The sequence below is a fragment of the Polynucleobacter rarus genome (assembly GCF_003072505.1).
In the GTDB taxonomy this organism is placed as follows: Bacteria; Pseudomonadota; Gammaproteobacteria; order Burkholderiales; family Burkholderiaceae; genus Polynucleobacter; species Polynucleobacter rarus.
In genome coordinates, this window is the sequence record NZ_NTGB01000001.1 from 1,443,584 (window position 1) to 1,462,260 (window position 18,677).

General features: G+C 40.7%; 18 protein-coding genes. 2 read left to right on the forward strand and 16 right to left on the reverse strand.

The features are described from left to right. The first annotated feature begins 35 nt into the window (after window positions 1–35). On the forward strand, window positions 36–482 hold the full coding sequence (locus tag AOC35_RS06810; protein ID WP_108646373.1) for a hypothetical protein: 447 nt from the start codon (window positions 36–38) through the stop codon (window positions 480–482). 19 nt (window positions 483–501) lie between these two features. Here the strand turns inward: AOC35_RS06810 and AOC35_RS06815 are convergent, their stop codons facing one another. The 5 genes from AOC35_RS06815 to AOC35_RS06835 form a co-directional block, all read right to left on the reverse strand. Beyond that, the gene (locus AOC35_RS06815) at window positions 502–2,289 is read right to left on the reverse strand and encodes an acyl-CoA dehydrogenase (protein ID WP_108646374.1); all 1,788 of its coding nucleotides are present in this window, start codon (window positions 2,287–2,289) and stop codon (window positions 502–504) included. A 62-nt stretch (window positions 2,290–2,351) separates the two neighbouring features. After that, the gene (locus tag AOC35_RS06820) at window positions 2,352–3,284 is read right to left on the reverse strand and encodes an electron transfer flavoprotein subunit alpha/FixB family protein (RefSeq protein WP_108646375.1); all 933 of its coding nucleotides are present in this window, start codon (window positions 3,282–3,284) and stop codon (window positions 2,352–2,354) included. Beyond that, the gene (locus AOC35_RS06825) at window positions 3,285–4,034 is read right to left on the reverse strand and encodes an electron transfer flavoprotein subunit beta/FixA family protein (RefSeq protein ID WP_108646376.1); all 750 of its coding nucleotides are present in this window, start codon (window positions 4,032–4,034) and stop codon (window positions 3,285–3,287) included. A gap of 76 nt (window positions 4,035–4,110) precedes the next feature. Further along, window positions 4,111–5,772, reverse strand: coding sequence for an acyl-CoA synthetase (locus tag AOC35_RS06830; RefSeq protein ID WP_108648753.1), 1,662 nt, complete (start codon window positions 5,770–5,772; stop codon window positions 4,111–4,113). A 37-nt stretch (window positions 5,773–5,809) separates the two neighbouring features. Next, window positions 5,810–6,733, reverse strand: coding sequence for a histone deacetylase family protein (locus AOC35_RS06835; protein WP_108646377.1), 924 nt, complete (start codon window positions 6,731–6,733; stop codon window positions 5,810–5,812). A gap of 110 nt (window positions 6,734–6,843) precedes the next feature. Here AOC35_RS06835 and AOC35_RS06840 point away from each other — a divergent pair, with 110 nt between their 5' ends. Then, the gene (locus AOC35_RS06840; RefSeq protein WP_159077500.1) at window positions 6,844–8,040 is read left to right on the forward strand and encodes a lytic murein transglycosylase; all 1,197 of its coding nucleotides are present in this window, start codon (window positions 6,844–6,846) and stop codon (window positions 8,038–8,040) included. On the opposite strand, the gene cysM is transcribed toward AOC35_RS06840, so the two are convergent. From cysM to aroA, 11 genes are all read right to left on the reverse strand, one after another. Continuing rightward, complete coding sequence (gene cysM / locus AOC35_RS06845) at window positions 7,973–8,920, reverse strand: cysteine synthase CysM (RefSeq protein ID WP_108646379.1); 948 nt, start codon at window positions 8,918–8,920, stop codon at window positions 7,973–7,975. The genes AOC35_RS06840 and cysM overlap by 68 nt on opposite strands. Window positions 8,921–9,010: 90 nt before the next feature. Beyond that, window positions 9,011–9,409 carry a ComEA family DNA-binding protein gene (locus tag AOC35_RS06850; protein WP_108646380.1) on the reverse strand — a complete coding sequence of 133 codons (399 nt, stop codon included), beginning with the start codon at window positions 9,407–9,409 and terminating at the stop codon, window positions 9,011–9,013. A 104-nt stretch (window positions 9,410–9,513) separates the two neighbouring features. Then, a complete protein-coding gene (rfaD, locus tag AOC35_RS06855; RefSeq protein WP_108646381.1) occupies window positions 9,514–10,545 on the reverse strand; it encodes an ADP-glyceromanno-heptose 6-epimerase in 1,032 nt (343 codons plus the stop codon). Further along, a complete protein-coding gene (gene rfaE1, locus AOC35_RS06860; protein ID WP_108646382.1) occupies window positions 10,542–11,507 on the reverse strand; it encodes a D-glycero-beta-D-manno-heptose-7-phosphate kinase in 966 nt (321 codons plus the stop codon). The genes rfaD and rfaE1 overlap by 4 nt, the downstream gene beginning before the upstream one ends. A gap of 17 nt (window positions 11,508–11,524) precedes the next feature. Beyond that, window positions 11,525–12,889, reverse strand: coding sequence for a UDP-glucose dehydrogenase family protein (locus AOC35_RS06865; RefSeq protein ID WP_108646383.1), 1,365 nt, complete (start codon window positions 12,887–12,889; stop codon window positions 11,525–11,527). Between the two features lie 74 nt (window positions 12,890–12,963). Next, on the reverse strand, window positions 12,964–14,166 hold the full coding sequence (gene lapB, locus AOC35_RS06870) for a lipopolysaccharide assembly protein LapB (protein ID WP_108646384.1): 1,203 nt from the start codon (window positions 14,164–14,166) through the stop codon (window positions 12,964–12,966). Further along, a complete protein-coding gene (locus AOC35_RS15920; protein WP_108646385.1) occupies window positions 14,163–14,396 on the reverse strand; it encodes a lipopolysaccharide assembly protein LapA domain-containing protein in 234 nt (77 codons plus the stop codon). The genes lapB and AOC35_RS15920 overlap by 4 nt, the downstream gene beginning before the upstream one ends. Further along, window positions 14,393–14,761, reverse strand: a complete 369-nt coding sequence (locus AOC35_RS06880) for an integration host factor subunit beta (RefSeq protein WP_108646386.1) — start codon at window positions 14,759–14,761, stop codon at window positions 14,393–14,395. Before AOC35_RS06880 ends, AOC35_RS15920 begins: the two co-directional genes overlap by 4 nt. Before the next feature lie 60 nt (window positions 14,762–14,821). After that, window positions 14,822–16,495, reverse strand: coding sequence for a 30S ribosomal protein S1 (rpsA, locus tag AOC35_RS06885; RefSeq protein ID WP_108646387.1), 1,674 nt, complete (start codon window positions 16,493–16,495; stop codon window positions 14,822–14,824). 139 nt (window positions 16,496–16,634) lie between these two features. Further along, entirely contained in the window at window positions 16,635–17,318 is a 684-nt protein-coding gene (gene cmk, locus AOC35_RS06890) for a (d)CMP kinase (RefSeq protein WP_108646388.1), read from the reverse strand. Between the two features lie 18 nt (window positions 17,319–17,336). Then, a complete protein-coding gene (gene aroA, locus AOC35_RS06895) occupies window positions 17,337–18,674 on the reverse strand; it encodes a 3-phosphoshikimate 1-carboxyvinyltransferase (protein WP_108646389.1) in 1,338 nt (445 codons plus the stop codon). Window positions 18,675–18,677 lie beyond the last annotated feature (3 nt).

Consider the following 18,677-nt stretch of genomic DNA (forward strand, 5'->3'; position numbering starts at 1 on the left):
TACAAAATTGCAAGCTAAGCATTATCATTACAGATATGACTTACTTCAAATCAAAATTAATAAATTGCTCTATCAGCACTTTTTTACCTGGCACAGGCCTACATTGGGTTTATTTATACGGCTTTAAAAGCAAGTGGTTCTACTTACAAATCGCCTGCTTACTGTTTGGTATTTGGGGCTGGTTTGAGTTAGCTCAGACTGAAAAAGAATCCTTAATGGGATGGATTGCAGTCATTTTAGGAGAGGCTTCCATTTTGGCGAGTTGGTTAGCTACCTTTGCTTTTGGACTTCGACTCGATGAAAAGTTCGATGCACAATTTAATGCTGACACCGAAACAAAAAACCAATCAGGCTGGTTAATCATTCTATGTGTAATTTTCGCCCTAATGGTTGGGGCATTTTTCCTGATGTCTGGCTTAGCGATTGCTTTTGAACAATATTTCAATATGCAAATTGAGGCTGCAAGAAAAATTTCTCAGTAAGAGATAGCTCCCAATCGCTTTAGAACTGTTCAGCTGCCATCGTATTGATATTTTTACCACCTTGAGTTACTGCAATCGCAAGACCTGGTACTTGCGTCAACAGATGCTCGGCGAAGAATAGAGCAGTAGTAATTTTGGCACGATAGAATTCTGGATCATCCTTTTGTAAGTCCTGGGCAATCAATAATGATCTAGCCATTTGCCAACCAGATAATGTCAATCCAGCTAATTTTAAATAGGTCACACTCCCACCAAACACAGCCTTGATATCCTCTTTGGTATTGGTCACAACATAATCAACAACCTCTTCAAAGGCGCCTCTAGCGGCCTTTAAATGGGTCAACATACTTAAGGCTGCTGCCGATGCATTTAGTGCCAACAGTTGCTCAGTCGCTTCAATTTCTCTAGCAATACACTTTGCCACCCTTCCGCCATCTTTGAGGGTTTTTCTACCAACTAAATCATTCGCTTGAATCGCTGTAGTACCCTCGTATATCGGTAATATTCTGGCATCACGTAAATATTGGGCAGCTCCCGTTTCTTCAATATAGCCCATTCCCCCATGTACCTGAATCCCAAGACTAGCAACTTCAACAGATATTTCAGTAGAAAATCCCTTAATGATGGGAACTAGATACTCAAAAAAGGCCTGGGACCACTGCTTTTCTTCTTCATTCATGGCATGATGAGCCAAATCTTGAGATGCAGCGCCCACATAAGCCAAACTCCGGCTTGCCTGGGTATACGCTCTCATAGTGAGGAGCATGCGTTTCACATCAGGATGATGAATAATCGCAACTGGTCCAGACGAACCCGCCAAGTCTCTACTTTGTAAACGGTCTTTTGCATACTGTACCGCCCTTTGATAAGCCCTCTCGGATACGGAAACGCCTTGCATGCCAACATTAAACCTTGCTGCATTCATCATAATAAACATGTACTCGAGGCCACGGTTTTCTTGACCTACTAAATAACCAATAGCGCCGCCATTATCCCCATATTGCAAGACAGCTGTAGGACTTGCTTTGATTCCAAGCTTATGCTCAATCGAGACACAATGAACATCATTGCGTTTTCCAAGAGTACCATCTTGATTGACTAGAAATTTGGGCACAACAAATAAGGAAATGCCCTTAACTCCCTCTGGTGCATCAGGCGTTCTAGCTAAGACAAGGTGAATAATATTTTCGGCGAGATCATGTTCGCCATAAGTAATATAAATTTTTGTGCCAAAAATCTGATATGTACCATCAGTCTGTGGCAAAGCCTTGGTTCTAACTAAGGATAAATCTGACCCTGCCTGGGGCTCAGTTAAATTCATCGTGCCAGTCCACTTACCCGAAATCATATTTGGTAAAAATTGATTTTTTACTGAATCGCTCGCCGCAGTCATTAAGGCTTCAATTGCCCCATCGGTTAATAATGGGCAGAGTGCAAAAGATAAATTCGCAGAATTCATCATTTCAGTACAGGCAGTTGCGACTAGTTTCGGTAAGCCCTGTCCACCATATTTTTGTGAATGAAAGACACCTTGCCAGCCACCAGAAGTGAATAATTGATAAGCTTCCTTAAAACCCTTCGCAGTAAAAACTTGATTATCCTGGAACGAACCTGGTTCACAATCGGCTGGCCAATTGAGTGGATCTAAGACTTCTTGAGCAAACTTAGAACTCTCCTCCAAGATGGCATGAGCCATCTCAGAATCTAATTCACTTTCTAGATAAGCAGGTAATTTGCAAACATCCGATAATCCAGCAAGTTGATTCATCACAAATGCCATTTCCTTTAATGGGGCTTGGTAAGACATTTTTTCTCCTTAAAGAATGAATCAACGAACAAACTAACAACAAATACTTCTACTCTAAAAAATTATCCAAGTTCTTGCAGCAACTCTGGTACTGCTGAAAAAAGATCCGCTACTAAACCATAATCTGCAACACCAAAGATAGGAGCATCTGGATCTTTATTAATGGCAACGATTACTTTTGAATCTTTCATCCCTGCAAGGTGTTGAATAGCGCCAGAGATACCAACCGCAACGTAAAGTTGTGGAGCAACAATTTTCCCTGTTTGACCGACTTGGTAATCGTTAGGCACATAACCTGCGTCTACAGCAGCTCTTGATGCGCCTAAAGCAGCGCCTAGCCTATCAGCTAAGGGTTCCATCACAGAATGATAATTTTCTGCAGAGCCCAAGCCACGGCCACCAGAGACAATAATTTTCGCAGCGGTCAATTCAGGACGATCTGATTTAACTGTTTCATTACTTGTAAAATTAGATAACTCAGGATTTGCGACAGCAACTACCTCTTCTACAATCGCCTGGCCATCCAAGGTGGAAGGTTCAAAAGATGTTGCTCTGACCGTCATTACTTTAATTGCATCGGTAGCTTGCACTGTAGCAATTGCGTTACCAGCATAAATAGGTCTTTCGAAAGTATCGCTAGAAACAATATGAGTTACTTCAGAAATTTGAGCGACATCCAACAAAGCTGCAATTCTTGGCAAAATATTCTTACCAAAAGGTGTGGCATTTGTCAGAATATGGCTGTAATTTTGCGCAATAGCAACCACCTGGGCACTTAAAGGCTCGGCAAGTTGATTCGCAAAATAATCTGCCTGAGCCAATAAAACCTTACTGACACCTTTTATTTTTGCCGCAGCAACAGCGGCCTCTCCAGCTTGACTACCAACCACTAAAACATGTACTTCACTCGATAACTGAGTAGCTGCCGTAACGACATTTAAAGTACCTGCTTGGATAGAGTTATTTTGATGCTCTGCTATGACTAATGCGACCATTTAGATTACCTTTGCTTCATTTTTAAGTTTTTCGACCAAAGTTTTAATATCTGGAACCATTACACCTGCAGATCTTGCTGCAGGCTCAACCACTTTGAGAGTTTTAAGACGTGGCGTAAAGTCAACCCCTAAATCTTCAGGCTTCATGACTTCAAGAGGTTTTTTCTTGGCTTTCATGATATTCGGCAAGGTTACATATCTTGGTTCATTCAATCTTAGGTCAGTCGTTATTACTGCAGGTAGTTTCAATGCAAGTGTTTCCAAACCACCGTCAATTTCACGGGTAACAGATAGGCTACCATCTTGTACAAGCACTTTAGAGGCAAACGTTGCCTGGGCTGCATTCATTAATGCCGCTAACATTTGACCAGTTTGATTACTATCGTCATCAATTGCCTGCTTACCTAAAATGATTATTTGAGGTTGCTCTTTATCTACAATTGCTTTAAGAATTTTTGCGACAGCTAAAGGCTGAATCTCTTCGTTCGTTTCGACCAAAATGCCACGATCAGCGCCGATTGCCATGGCAGTCCGGAGGGTTTCTTGACATGTTGTTGGTCCAATAGAAACCGCTATCACTTCTGTGGCAACACCAGCTTCTTTTAAACGAACAGCTTCCTCAACTGCTATCTCATCAAAAGGATTCATGCTCATTTTGACGTTAGCGGTTTCAACACCGGATTGGTCTGACTTAACTCTAATCTTGACGTTGTAGTCAATCACGCGTTTTACAGCAACTAATATCTTCATTTATCGAACCCAAAAAATTTAATTAAATGCTTACTGACTTCTATTTTACAAAAAAGTAAAACAAAACTATTAACCACTATACATTGAAGGCTTTTATTGAGCCGGCAAGTTTACGTAATTCAAACTTTTGAATTTTTCCAGTTGAAGTTTTTGGTAACTCTCCAAAAACGACTGCTCTTGGCACTTTAAATCCAGCAAGGTGTAATTTACAGTAATTAATAATCTCTTGCTCTGTCACATTGGAATTTTGTTTTAACTCTAAAAAGGCGCAAGGTGTTTCTCCCCATTTGGCATCTGGCTTCGCAACCACCGCAGCAGCTAAGACAGCTGGGTGACGATAAAGAATATCCTCGACCTCTATAGAGGAGATGTTTTCTCCGCCAGAAATAATGATGTCTTTGCTGCGATCTTTGATTTTTATGTAGCCATCCGGATGAATCACAGCTAAATCTCCCGTATGAAACCACCCCCCATGAAAGGCTTCAGCAGTAGCGGTTGGGTTTTTTAAATAACCTTTCATGGCAATATTGCCCTTAAAGACGATTTCACCCATGGTTTGTCCATCCGCAGGCACAGGGATGAGGGTCTCAGGATCAATTACATTCATTTCTTGTTGCATGTGATAACGAACTCCTTGTCGGGCATTCAGTGCGGCACGATCGCCGATCGGCAGACCATCCCAATCTTGATGCTTTACACAGACAGCTGCTGGACCATAAGTTTCTGTCAGACCATAGACATGAGTGAGATCAAAACCCATTTCTTCCATCCCCTCAATCATCGAAGCAGGAGGCGCAGCTCCCGCGACCATGGCCTTCACGCCTCTTGGTACGTCCTTTCTTAATTCATCCGAAGCATTAACTAGTAAGCTATGGACAATCGGGGCTGCACAATAATGAGTCACTCCCAACGTTTTCATCGCGTTAAAGATATTGATGGCATCAACTTTTCGCAAACAAACATTGACCCCAGCTCGTGCAGCAATCGTCCAAGGGAAACACCACCCATTACAATGAAACATAGGTAAAGTCCACAAATAGACAGGATGACGTGGCATATCCCATTCTAAAATATTAGATATCGCATTGGTGGCTGCACCGCGGTGAGAATAAACCACCCCCTTAGGATTGCCCGTTGTGCCTGAGGTGTAATTTAAACAAATAGAATCCCACTCATCATTCGGATATTGCCAAGCAAAATTAGCGTCGCCAGTGCTCAAAAATTCTTCATAAGATGTCTGACCTACTTTCACACCATTACCAGTATATAAAATATCCTCAACATCAATCACCATTAAATCTCGGACTTTAGAAGATGGTTCGCGAGCAGCAATTTCAATGGCTCGAACCATTGTGTGACTAAATTCAGGATCGATAATGACGACTTTCGCCTCTCCATGGTTGAGCATAAAAGCAATGGACTCCGGGTCAAGTCGAGTATTTAAGCAATTCAGAATTGCGCCTGTCATCGGCACACCAAAATGAGCCTCTACCATTGGGGGCGTATTGGGCAACATGACCGCAACTGTATCTCCCTTTTTAATTCCAATCTTAGACAGTGCACTCGCTAACTGCCTACAACGAGTATAAGTTGTCTGCCAATTCTGCTGAAGAGAGCCATGCACAATGGCTAAGTGCTTCTGATAAATACTCGCTGTGCGCTCAATAAAATTGAGTGGGGACATCGCTGCAAAGTTAGCAGGATTTTTATCTAAATCCTTTTCAAAAATTGTATTCATCATCTCTGAACCTTTCAACAAATCACAAACTTTAAAATTAAATTTCAGCAAGCTCTTTGATATGAGCAACTACACTCCTTGATAATGCTGATAAGTTATAACCACCTTCTAAACAACTGACAATTCTGCCCTGCGCATATTGTTTTGCAATTTGAACAATTTGTTTCGTGAGCCAAGCATAGTCCGACTCAACGAGACTCATTTGGCCTAATTCATCTTCTCGATGGGCGTCAAAACCTGCTGAGATAAAAATAAACTCGGGCTGAAATGTATGTAACCTTGGCAACCATTGTTCCTCAACCAACTGGCGTATTTCAGTTCCACTCGTAAATGCTGGAACGGGGATATTAACCATATTATCAGCTGGATTAAGGGTGCCAGAAAAAGGGAATAATGGGTTCTGAAAGAAACTACACATCAAAAAATGATCATCATTCATCACAGCACGCTCTGTGCCATTGCCATGATGAACATCAAAGTCAATAATCGCAACTCTTTGAACACCATATTTTTTAACCACATACTGAGCAGCAATTGCTACATTATTAAAAAAACAAAACCCCATGGCCTTATCAGGTTCAGCATGGTGCCCAGGGGGCCTAACCGAACAAAAAGCATTCACCAGTTCTTTGTTCATAATAGCGTCTACAGCAATGATTCCTGCACCAGCAGCTCTTAATGATGCATTCCAGGTATCAGGGTTCAAAAAAGTATCGCCGTCAATTTCTGCATATCCACTTAATGGACGAATACTTTTGATAAACTCAATGTGTTGTTTTGAATGCACTAAGTTTAGCTCTTCTTCTGTTGCCAAAGGTGCACTCAGCTTAACGACATAATCGTTAATTCGACTCAGTAGCAACTGATCTTCGATGGCACTCAGTCGTTCTGGAGATTCTGGATGATAATTTCCCATTTCATGCTTGATACAATCGGGATGAGAAATGAATCCGGTAGGCATAATTGAAATTTGTATTTAAGAGTTATTTGATCGTTCTATTATTACTGAAACTTTAATCACTCATGATAATTTCTAAAAAATTTAACCTCATTACGACATTTTTCTTCGTAATGTTTTCCCTTCTCGGGATTTGTACTAATGCCAGCGCCCAAGAATCGGAAGAGTTAAAAAAGAAAAACTCTAGTGAGTCCTTGGAGGCCTCCGTCAAACTATCGCAATCCGAAGTACTAGATTTGTTTTTGATTGAAATCAGTTTAAAAAGAAACTTATCACTCGATAAGTTAAGGGAAGCATTTGTTGATGTAATCCCGCAACTGACCGCAAAACAATACATAGCCCCAACAGTTGGTGCAAGGGCAAAAAAAAACTGGCTTAAATACCAGCAAAATGCCCTAGATCCGTTTCGAATCAAGGCTGGTCAACAATTTTGGTTAGCTAACCAAGAAGAATTAATCCATTTAGAAAATGTAACTGGTGTCCCAGCAGCATTAATTGTCGGCATCTTAGGCATTGAAACGATCTATGGGAAAAATATGGGACGTTTCCCTGTGCGAGATGTTTTGGTAACACTTGCATTTGATTACCCCGACACCTCGAATCGTGTTGCACGATCCCAAATGTTTAAAGAACAGCTAGCTGACTTAATCACATTTTGTAGTCCGTCTGGTCAAATTGATAACCCCATTCAGTTTAAAGCGTGCTTAACCCAATCCAGTTCATTTGCTGGTGCAATTGGTATGCCACAATTTATGCCAACTAGCTTACTTAAATTTGCAAAGGATGGAGATAAAGATGGTTTGGTTGATCTGAGGAATAGTGCCTCAGATGCGATGGCAAGCATTGCTAATTTTTTAGTACAGCATGGCTGGGTAACGAATCAACCCATTTTAATTCCAGTTAAAACAAGCTCAGATACTCTAGATACGATTCGCCGTATTGCTGATGGTGATCCAAATCCAAAATGGACACTCGCTCAATTAAAAACAATGAAAATCATTGAGACGATACCTAGCTCAACTCGAGCCGATGATTTAGCGCTTATTGTTGACCTTCCCATCATCGATTCAAAAGGCATTGAGTCCGTTACCTATTGGATAGGATTAAAGAATTTTGAAGTCATTACACAATATAACCGCAGTTTTTTTTATGCAATGGCTGTCACTGAATTTGGTTATCAGGTTGCCAGCAACTTCAATCCTGAGCAAAAAAATCCTGCCCGTGGAGAGACACTGAATTCATTTAAGCAGGAAAAACCCCCGTCGACAAATAACGATCGCCCCGGTCACAAACGACAAAAACAACAGTAGCATTCTCGATTCTCTCGGCAATCCGAAGGGCTGCCACTAATGTTCCCGCAGCAGAGACACCACAGAAAATCCCCTCTTCTCTAGCTAATCTACGGCACATTTCTTCCGCTTCCATTTGATTGACATATTCCAAACTATCAACCCGATTGGCCTCGAAAATTTTAGGTAAATAATCAGGAGCCCATTTCCGAATACCTGGAATCTGTGACCCTTCTGTTGGTTGCACACCAATAATTTGAATATGCGGATTTTGTGCTTTTAAAAATGTTGATACGCCAGTAATAGTTCCGGTAGTGCCCATTGAGGATACAAAGTGGGTGATTCTTCCCTTCGTATCTTCCCAAATTTCGGGGCCAGTACCTTCGATATGCGCTAGAGGATTATCACGGTTAGAAAATTGGTCTAAAACAATGCCGCGCCCTTCTTTTTGTAATTGTTTAGCATAATCACGTGCGTACTCCATCCCCCCTGAGGATGGCGTCAAAATCAACTCGGCACCATATGCGGTCATACTCTGACGTCGCTCCAAACTTTGATTGTCTGGCATCACTAAAACCATTTTGTAACCTAAAATCGCTGCAACCATCGCTAAGGCGATTCCGGTATTGCCACTCGTAGCTTCAATGAGTGTATCTCCTGGAGCAATATCCCCCCTCTCTTGAGCCTTTTTAATCATCGATAAAGCTGGACGATCTTTGACGGATCCAGCGGGGTTATTACCCTCTAATTTTCCTAAAATAATATTGTTTCTGATTTGATTACCAACACCTGGTATTCGTTGCAGACGAATCAATGGCGTTTTGCCAACAATTTCAGCAATCGTTGGGTAATAAACAGGCTCATTTTCAGCGGGATTATTTTGAGAATTCAATTCGGCCATAGACTTAGCAACCTTCAGACATTTAGATGAATCAATTTTAACTCTGATTTGAAATGATCTTATCTAAACGCCTGAATGGTTTAATTCAAATTATTCTGTTTTACGACTTCTACTTCGAATTCTTTTTTCAGAGTTAGCAATTGCCGGTTCAGCTTCCTTCGCATCACGAACTTGGGCCGCCTCTGTAAAGGTAATTCCAGCTTGGTCCATCTTACTCAGTGTTTTTTCACCAACGCCTTTTACTCGCTGCCTTAAGTCACTGGCACTTTGAAAATTACCACCTTGTTGTCTTTCAGAAATGATTTTTTTTGCTTTACTAGCACCAACCCCCTTTATGTTCTGTAACACCTCTTGAGAGACGGTATTGATGCTTTCAGCAAAGACATGGGGCACCATTGCGATGGCTAAGGTCAAACCAATGCTAATTAAAATCTTTTTAACACTTTGGTGACTATTCGCAATAAATAAATTTCGATTCGTAAATTTCATAACTACTCCTATCAAAAACTCATAGCAACATTACTATGAATTTGAGCCAACGCTATAGGTAGTTATAGGTTGACGTATAGAAAAAATTTACTTACAAAGTTTATTTATGAAGTAGGGGTAGATAAAAAATTAGCGTTTTTAAATAGCCATTGGATATATTTACTCACGCCCTGCTCAACCGAGTGGAAGTTTTCTTGATATCCAACAGATCTTAATAAATCTAGATTTGCCTGAGTAAAGGATTGATACTTACCTTTCAGATCTTCAGGAAAATCAATGTATTCAATCCTTTTTTCGGCAACTAAATCAGTTAGATTTTTTTCTTTAAAGGATGCCCCTAAGAGATGGTAATCCATATGATTTACAACCGCACGGGCAACATCATTAAATGGTTGAGCACGCCCAGAACCTAAATTAAAGATGCCTGAGAGATGGGGATTATCTAAGAAAAAGAAGTTAACTTTAACAACATCATCAATATAAACAAAATCCCTAGACTGTTCCCCTGCGTTATAGCCATCATATGGTCCAAATAACTTCACAGTTTTACCATTTTGAAATTGATTAAAGTGATGGAAAGCAACGGAGGCCATTCTCCCTTTGTGTGATTCTCTCGGTCCATACACATTAAAATATCGAAAACCAACTACTTGGGAAGTTAGTTTTTTCTCAGCGATACGTTGTCTTAGAATCTGATCAAATAAAAATTTCGAATAGCCATAAACATTAAGCGGTTTTTCGTACTGACGTTCTTCAATAAAAATTTCTGATCCACCATAAGTGGCTGCTGAAGAGGCATACAGCAGAGCAATTTTTTGCTCCGTACAAATATCGAGTAAATCCAGTGTATATCGATAGTTATTCTCCATCATATAATGCCCATCAGACTCCATTGTGTCTGAACAAGCACCTTCATGAAAAACTGCTTGAATTTTACCAAGTGAGCCAGATTTCAATCGATCTAAAAAATCATACCGATCAAAGTAATCTGAAATCTCTAAATCCGCCATATTGCGATATTTGTAAGCTTGCGTTAAATCATCCACTGCGATGATGTCTTTGATTCCTCGAGCATTGAGCCCCGCGATAATATTTGAGCCGACGAAACCCGCTGCTCCAGTCACAATAAATCTCACATTAACTCCTTCCAAGAAACAGTTGCTGTGCCTAATTTACCAACGACTATTCCGCCTGCACGATTTGCTAAGGCCATCGCTGTTTCCCAACTCCAACCTGCTGCCAAAGCAACTGCGAGGGTACTAATGACAGTGTCCCCTGCACCAGAGACATCAAAGACTTCTCTTGCCTGTGCAGCAACATCAATAATGCTATTTTTCCTAAAAAGAGTCATCCCCTCTTCAGATCGAGTTAACAGAATTGCCTCTAAACCTAAATCACTTCTTAAATTTTCAGCCTTTTGAGCCAATTCAGACTCAGTTTGCCAGCGACCGATAACCTGTTTTAATTCACTTCGATTCGGCGTAATGACTGTAACTCCAGCATATTTAGAATAGTCACTTCCCTTCGGATCAACTAAGATAATTTTATCTGCCGCCTTGGCGAGTTGAATCATCTGAGGAATATGTTTGAGAGCACCTTTACCATAATCAGAAAAAATGACAGCTTGAACATTAGGTAATAATTCCTCAAAAATTGCTAACTTTGAAAGCAAGACATCATTTGCAGGATCCTCCTCAAAGTCAAGACGAATAAGTTGTTGCTGACGAGCTACTACTCGCAACTTTACAATCGTTGGTACCGTTTCATCAATTTGTAAATGACTTTGAATCGCTTGCTCAGAAAGCATCTTTTCTACCTGACGACCTGCTTCATCATGACCAATAAGTCCTAAAATTGCAATCTTTGCACCTAGAGATGCGCCATTTCTTGCTACGTTTGCGGCACCACCCAAACGCTCTTCAATTTTTTTGATTTGGACAATGGGCACAGGCGCTTCAGGAGAAATTCGCTCTGTATCACCAAACCAATAGCGATCAAGCATCACATCACCAACGACTAGTAAACGAGTTTTCTGAAACCCATCCACTCCATCTGCATCGATGGCTACTTTTTGTGTAATGAAATCTCTATTGCGCATCTTGTATCTTTATCTAGTTAATTGTGACGACCAATACCTTGGTAATTAAAACCATGCTCTGACATAACAGAAGGTTCAAATAAATTACGACCATCAAAAATAATTGGTGTTTTTAACTGTTGCTTTAACAATTCAAAATCTGGACTTCTAAAGGCCTTCCATTCTGTCACAATAATTAATGCATCAGCATCAGGGATCGCTAACATCGGTTTTTCTACCATCGTTATCCGATTTAATAACTCTGGCGCGTCTACAAAGTCGAGCCTTAAAGAACGCATCGCTTCCTCACTCGCAACGGGATCATGTGCAACAATCATTGCCCCCCTTCTTACTAATTCACTAATAATGACCCGACTCGGTGCTTCACGCATATCATCGGTATTAGGTTTAAATGCTAATCCCCAAATAGCAAAGGTCCTACCATTTAAATCTTCTCCAAACTGTTTAATAATCTTATTTACTAAGATCCCTTTTTGGAGATTATTTACATCCTCTACCGCCCGTAAAATCCGCAAGTCTAGTTGATGCTCGTTGGCCGTATTAGACAAGGCCTGCACATCTTTAGGGAAACAAGAGCCCCCATAACCCGTTCCAGCATATAAAAACCCATAACCAATTCGAGAGTCAGAGCCAATACCTTGACGAACAGCCTCAATATCTGCTCCTACGATATCCGCCAAATTCGCTAACTCGTTCATGAACGAAATCCGCGTTGCTAACATGGCATTAGCAGCATACTTTGTCAGTTCCGCACTTTTCACATCCATATAGTAAGTTCGTTCATGGTGACGATTGAACGGTGCATACAATTTACGAACTAGCTCTCTTGCATATAAACCAGCTTCATCCTCATCCGAACCAACTACAATCCGATCAGGGCGCATGAAATCTTCAACCGCAGCACCTTCTTTTAAAAACTCTGGATTAGAAATCACTGAAAAGTTGAGATCGACTAAGCCCTTCGCATCTAGTTCAGTTCGAATCAGATGACTAACTCTTAGGGCTGTTCCAACTGGCACTGTCGATTTATCAATCACAACTTTGAAACTTGTCATGTATTTTGCAATGTTTTTGGCCGCAGCCAAAACATATTTAAGATCAGCTGAGCCGTCCTCATCTGGTGGAGTACCAACAGCGATAAACTGAATCTCACCATGCTCAACACTCGCTTTTATATCCGTAGAAAATTGAATCCTACCGGCTTCCACGTTACGGCTAATCATCTCTTTTAACCCTGGCTCATAAATAGGGACTCCGCCACTATTTAAGATATCAATCTTTGCTTGATCGACATCTAAGCAAAATACATGATTACCCAATTCTGCTAAACATGCTCCAGTAACCAGTCCAACATAACCGCTACCAATAATTGTGATATTCACTTCTGTCCTTTTAACTTTTTAAACATCTATTGCTTCATTTTTAACGGAATCACCAACAGCGTAAAAGCAGATCATCAATTTGAGAAGCTCATGCCTTCGCTGCGTTTTGGGGAATAAACATCCCAGTGATTACAGCCAGGACACTGCCAATAAAAACGCTTAGCTCTAAATCCACAGCTACTACAAGTATAACGAACTAAAGTACTTGTTCTCAGCTTTAGTAAGTCGAGGGAAGCCTTAATATCTTGTTCAAGTGGTTGATTATTAGCATCTTTTGCTAAGATCCATTGAGATTCAAGACGTTTAGTCATTGCGACCAAACTTGGTGTCGTAAGCATGATATCTGACATTAACCGCTCAGCAACTTCAGCACCTTCAATTTTCAAACAATTACGATAAACAATATCTAATAATTCACCGCCGGCTTGCTCTGCTAATTGATCTTTTAAATGCTGTAAGCCTATTTTTTCTTGGCCAATTTCTGCATGGGCACTCATCCATTTATCAGCAATTAAATGCAAGTAAGAGGCATGATGTTTTTCGATCTCAATCCAGACTAATATGGCTTCCTTGGGTCGAGCTGCCAGCATCCTCAACTCGCCTTTTAGCGTGATTGCTCGAATATGATTTTCCACCGTACTTAAAGATTGTTGAACTGCTTCCTCTGCAATTTTGAAATCTTTTCTACGGATTGATTCCTGTGCTATCTCACAATAAAAATGAGCAATTTGATCTTGGTAATTTTTTCCTTCGATTAACTGAAGTTCGTTCGCAGCAATAATTGCCTTACGCCAGTCTTTCTCGATTTGGTACATTTCAAGGAGGGCAACTTTAGCGGGAATATTAAAGGCTCCATCGCTTACCTGATTCAAACTTGCCTCTGCCCGGTCAAGCATACCGGCTCTTAAAAAATCACGGCCAAGTTCGTAGGCTGCATGATTACGATCACGCATATTTAAATCAATACGACCAACCAAATGTTGATGGATTCTGATTGCTCTTTCGGTTTCACCTCTTCTTCGAAATAAACTACCTAAAGCAAAGTGCAACTCGGTCGTTTCTGGATCAAGCTTAACCACTTCAACTAAAGCATCGATAGCTTTATCCGGTTGCTCATTCAATAATAAATTGAGGCCTTTAAAGGTAGATTTTTGTTTCTTAATTTGCTCTTCGTTATCAACAGCGTCTTGGAGTCGACGTTCCCAATTAGATGCCAGCCATCCTATACCAAATAAAACTGGCAGGATTACGAGCCAATAATTGGCAACAGAAATCATTTAGACCTCTTCCCGTTTAATCGATAAAATGCAAACCCAGCTAAGATCATACCCATTAAAAATGCACCCAAGATAATAAACATCAATGGGATTTTCACCGAATGGTTGATAAACCAATAAAAATTAACTTCTTGAGAATTCATTAAAGCTAAAAGAAAGAAAAAGACAAAGAAAAGCCATCTACTGCCAATAACTAAAATATTCCAACAGAATTTAATGAATACGGTCATTCACTTGAAGTGGATGGGACGGTGGAAACGGACGCATTGTAATCTACCCTCTCACGAAGTTCTTTACCTGGCTTGAAGTGAGGTATCTTTTTTTCTGGAATCATCACTTGTGCTCCAGATTTTGGATTACGTCCAACCCGAGCAGGACGATGGTGCAATACAAAGCTACCAACACCACGAAGTTCAATTCTCTTTCCCTGGACTAGGGCGTTAGTCATTGAATCAAGTAAGGTTTTCACAACCAACTCGACATCTTTTGGCAACAATTGCGGAAATTTTAATGCTAATAATTCAATCAACTCTGATCTTGTAATTGAACTATCTAGGACAACATCTTGCGAATAAGTTTTATTTTGATTAAGCATAGTCCCTTCCTCCCAAATAATGATCAAGGTACTACTGGTATCCCAGTAGTACCTTCCTTATCAACCTTGATTATCTAACTTAGCCTTCAATAATGCACCAAGATTAGTCGTACCAGCGCTTGAATCATTTTGCAACTTGCTCATCGCTTGTTGTTGATCAGCATTATCTTTCGCTTTAATAGAAAGATTGATACTACGTGATTTACGATCCACGTTAATAATCATTGCAGAAACGCTTTCACCTTCTTTTAACAAATTACGGGCATCTTCAACTCGTTCTGTTGAGATTTCTGAAGCACGTAAATACGCTTCAACTTCGTCAGCCAAATGCACAACAGCACCTTTAGCATCCACTGATTTAATTGTGCCAGTTACTAAAGCACCTTTATCATTTGCTGAAGTGTAGTTTGTAAAAGGATCGCCAGAAATCTGCTTGATACCTAAAGAAATACGTTCTTTTTCGACATCAATTGCAAGAACAACGGTGTCAATTTCATCACCCTTCTTGAATTTTTTAACAGCTTCTTCACCAGTTTCTTGCCATGAAATATCTGACAAGTGAACTAAACCATCGATGCCACCATCTAAACCAATGAATACACCAAAATCGGTAATTGATTTAATTGCGCCTGAGATCTTGTCACCCTTATTGTGGTTACGTGAGAACTCTTCCCATGGATTTGTTTTACATTGCTTCATACCTAAGCTAATACGACGCTTATCTTCATCAATGTCAAGCACCATTACTTCAACATCTAAACCTAATTGAACCGCTTTTCCTGGGGCAATATTTTTGTTAGTCCAGTCCATTTCAGAAACGTGTACTAAACCTTCAATACCTGTTTCAATTTCAACGAATGCACCGTAATCAGTTAAGTTGGTTACTTTACCGAACAAACGTGTGCTTGGTGGGTAACGTCTAGCAATACCAACCCATGGATCATCGCCTAATTGCTTGATACCGAGTGAAACACGGTTTTTATCTTGATCGTAACGTAAGATTTTCGCTGTAACTTCTTGACCAACTGTTAATACTTCGCTTGGGTGACGTACTCTTCTCCATGCCAAATCAGTAATATGGAGTAATCCATCAATACCACCTAGATCAACGAATGCACCGTAGTCAGTAATATTTTTAATAATACCTTGAACAACTGTACCTTCTTTGAGGTTGTCCATTAACTTGAGACGCTCTTCGCCCTGACTTGCTTCTACAACGGCACGACGAGATAGAACAACGTTGTTTCTCTTACGGTCTAATTTAATGACCTTGAACTCCATTGTTTTACCTTCAAATGGAGACGTATCTTTAACTGGTCTTGTATCTAGTAATGAACCTGGTAAGAAAGCACGGATACCGTTAACCATTACAGTTAAACCACCTTTTACTTTACCAGTCACCGCACCAGTGACAATCTCACCTTGCTCGAGGGCTTTTTCTAAATTCATCCAAGAAGCGAGGCGTTTTGCTTTGTCACGGGATAAAATTGTATCGCCATAACCATTTTCTAAGGCGTCGATTGCAACAGAAACGAAATCTCCCGGTTGCACATCAAGTTCACCTTGATCATTATGGAATTCTTCAACAGGGATAAAAGCCTCAGACTTTAATCCAGCGTTTACTACAACGAAATTATGGTCAATTCTGACAACTTCGGCAGAAATAACTTGCCCAGTTTTCATATTCGAACGGGCTAATGATTCTTCAAATAGGGCTGCAAATGATTCAGACATGGTTTTTACTCATCTAGTTGGCAGTGCCAACGGGGTTAGGTTTATAAACCCTGATTGAGACGCTTTAAAGAACCTTTCTATTTAAAAAAAGGCGCGCCGGGATTCAACAAGGGGCTACTCTTTACTACAAACTACAACTTCAAATACTACCTTCTTTACTTACTTTTTGGTACCAAAAGAGTACTTTTTGCACCGCTTTTTCAACATCCATATTACTCGTATCTAGTAGATGGGCATCAATTGCCTGACATAACGGAGCGTCTTTACGCTGAGTGTCGCGTTCATCACGTGCCAATAAGTCACCTAAAAGAGTGTCAATATTAGCAGATATTCCTTTGTTTTTCAATTGTTTAAATCTTCTTTCTGCACGAATTATGGCAGAAGCAGTTAAAAATACCTTCAAAATTGCCTCTGGAAAGATAACTGTAGCCATATCACGACCGTCCGCAACTAAACCCGGAGCCTTTAAAAAACTCTTTTGCAAAGACAATAAAGCAAGTCGAACTTCTGGAATTGCACCAACCGCAGAGGCACGTAAACCCATCTCTTCTGTGCGAATCAACTCTGTAATTTCTTGATTATCAAGAAAAATATTATTTCCCTTGAACTCGATTTGTAGGGACTGTGTCATTTTTGCAAGTGCAAGCCCTTGATCTAGAGGAATATTTTTCTGTAAGCTAGCAAAACCAACAATCCGATATAACGCGCCGCTGTCTAAGTAATGAAAACCTAAATGATTGGCCACCAATTGCGCTACAGTCCCCTTCCCAGATGCGGTTGGTCCATCAATCGCAATGACAGGAAAAGTTGAATCAGAAACCATGGAAGCAAATCCTTACGATTATTTCGAAACTGCGATAACGGAACGTAACTCATCAAAATAATGAGGGAATGTTTTACTGACACATGCCGGATCATTAATTTCCAGAGGAACGGGGCCAAATGCTGCCAGTGAAAAACACATCGCCATACGGTGATCATCGTAAGTATCTACCCCACCAATTGGAGAAGTCCAAGTTTCAGGTGGGCTAACTTCAATAAAATTATCACCCGAAGAAACTGTGGCCCCAAATTTTTTTAACTCACATTCCATTGCCGCAATTCGATCAGTCTCTTTGACCCGCCAGCTCGCAATGCCAGTTAGGCGAGTCGTACCTTTGGCAAATAAGCCTAAAACGGCTAAGGTCATGGCTGCATCAGGTATCGGAGTGCAATCGATATCGATTGCCTGTAATCCCGCTTCGTCAACTCCTCTTACCTCTATCCAATTATTTCCTTGCGTAACATTCGCTCCCATCATAGCGAGCGCATTCGCAAAGGCCACATCCCCTTGAATACTCTCTCTACCAACACCCTTAATCATCAGTGGACCGCCACCCAAAGCACCTGCGGCTAAAAAATAAGAAGCTGAGGATGCATCACCCTCAACCCAAAATTCGCCCGGAGAGATATAAACTGCAGATTGAGAATGCTTAAAAGCAGGTATTACGAAAGACTGCCAATTATTATTAATCACCTTGATGCCAAATTTTTCCATGAGACGGAGGGTGATTTCGATATACGGTTTTGAAATCAACTCACCCACTACCTCAATACAAATATCTCTAGGATGGGCAGTTAAAGGCAAGGCCATTAACAAAGCTGTTAAAAATTGACTGGAAACATCCCCTCGCACCTTTACCGCTTGATCTAACAGCAAATGACCAGAGCCAATTTGAATCGGTGGATAGTTTGTCTGTCCTAGATAGTCAATTTTTGCGCCAATTCCTTTGAGGCCGTCGACCAAGTCCCCAATCGGACGTTCGTGCATTCTTGGGACGCCATGTAAATGATAGTCGCCACCAAGAATTGCCAGCGCAGCTGTCAATGGGCGAATCGCTGTACCTGCATTCCCCATGAATAAATCCGCTGTATTGTTTACAAACTGACCATTACAACCTTGAACAAGAAGTATTGACTCATTGTCACGTGTTTGATTTTCTAAGTGCACACCAAGAGCTGTCAGAGCAGACTGCATCACTCTTGTATCATCAGCGTCCAATAAGCCATGTAAGCTGGTTGTACCACTTGCCAGGGCACTTAAAAGTAATACGCGATTAGAAATACTTTTGGACCCAGGTAGAGTAATTTGGCCACGAGCTGAAGTAATCGGCTCTAGATGAAGTGAAGAACTACTCATGAA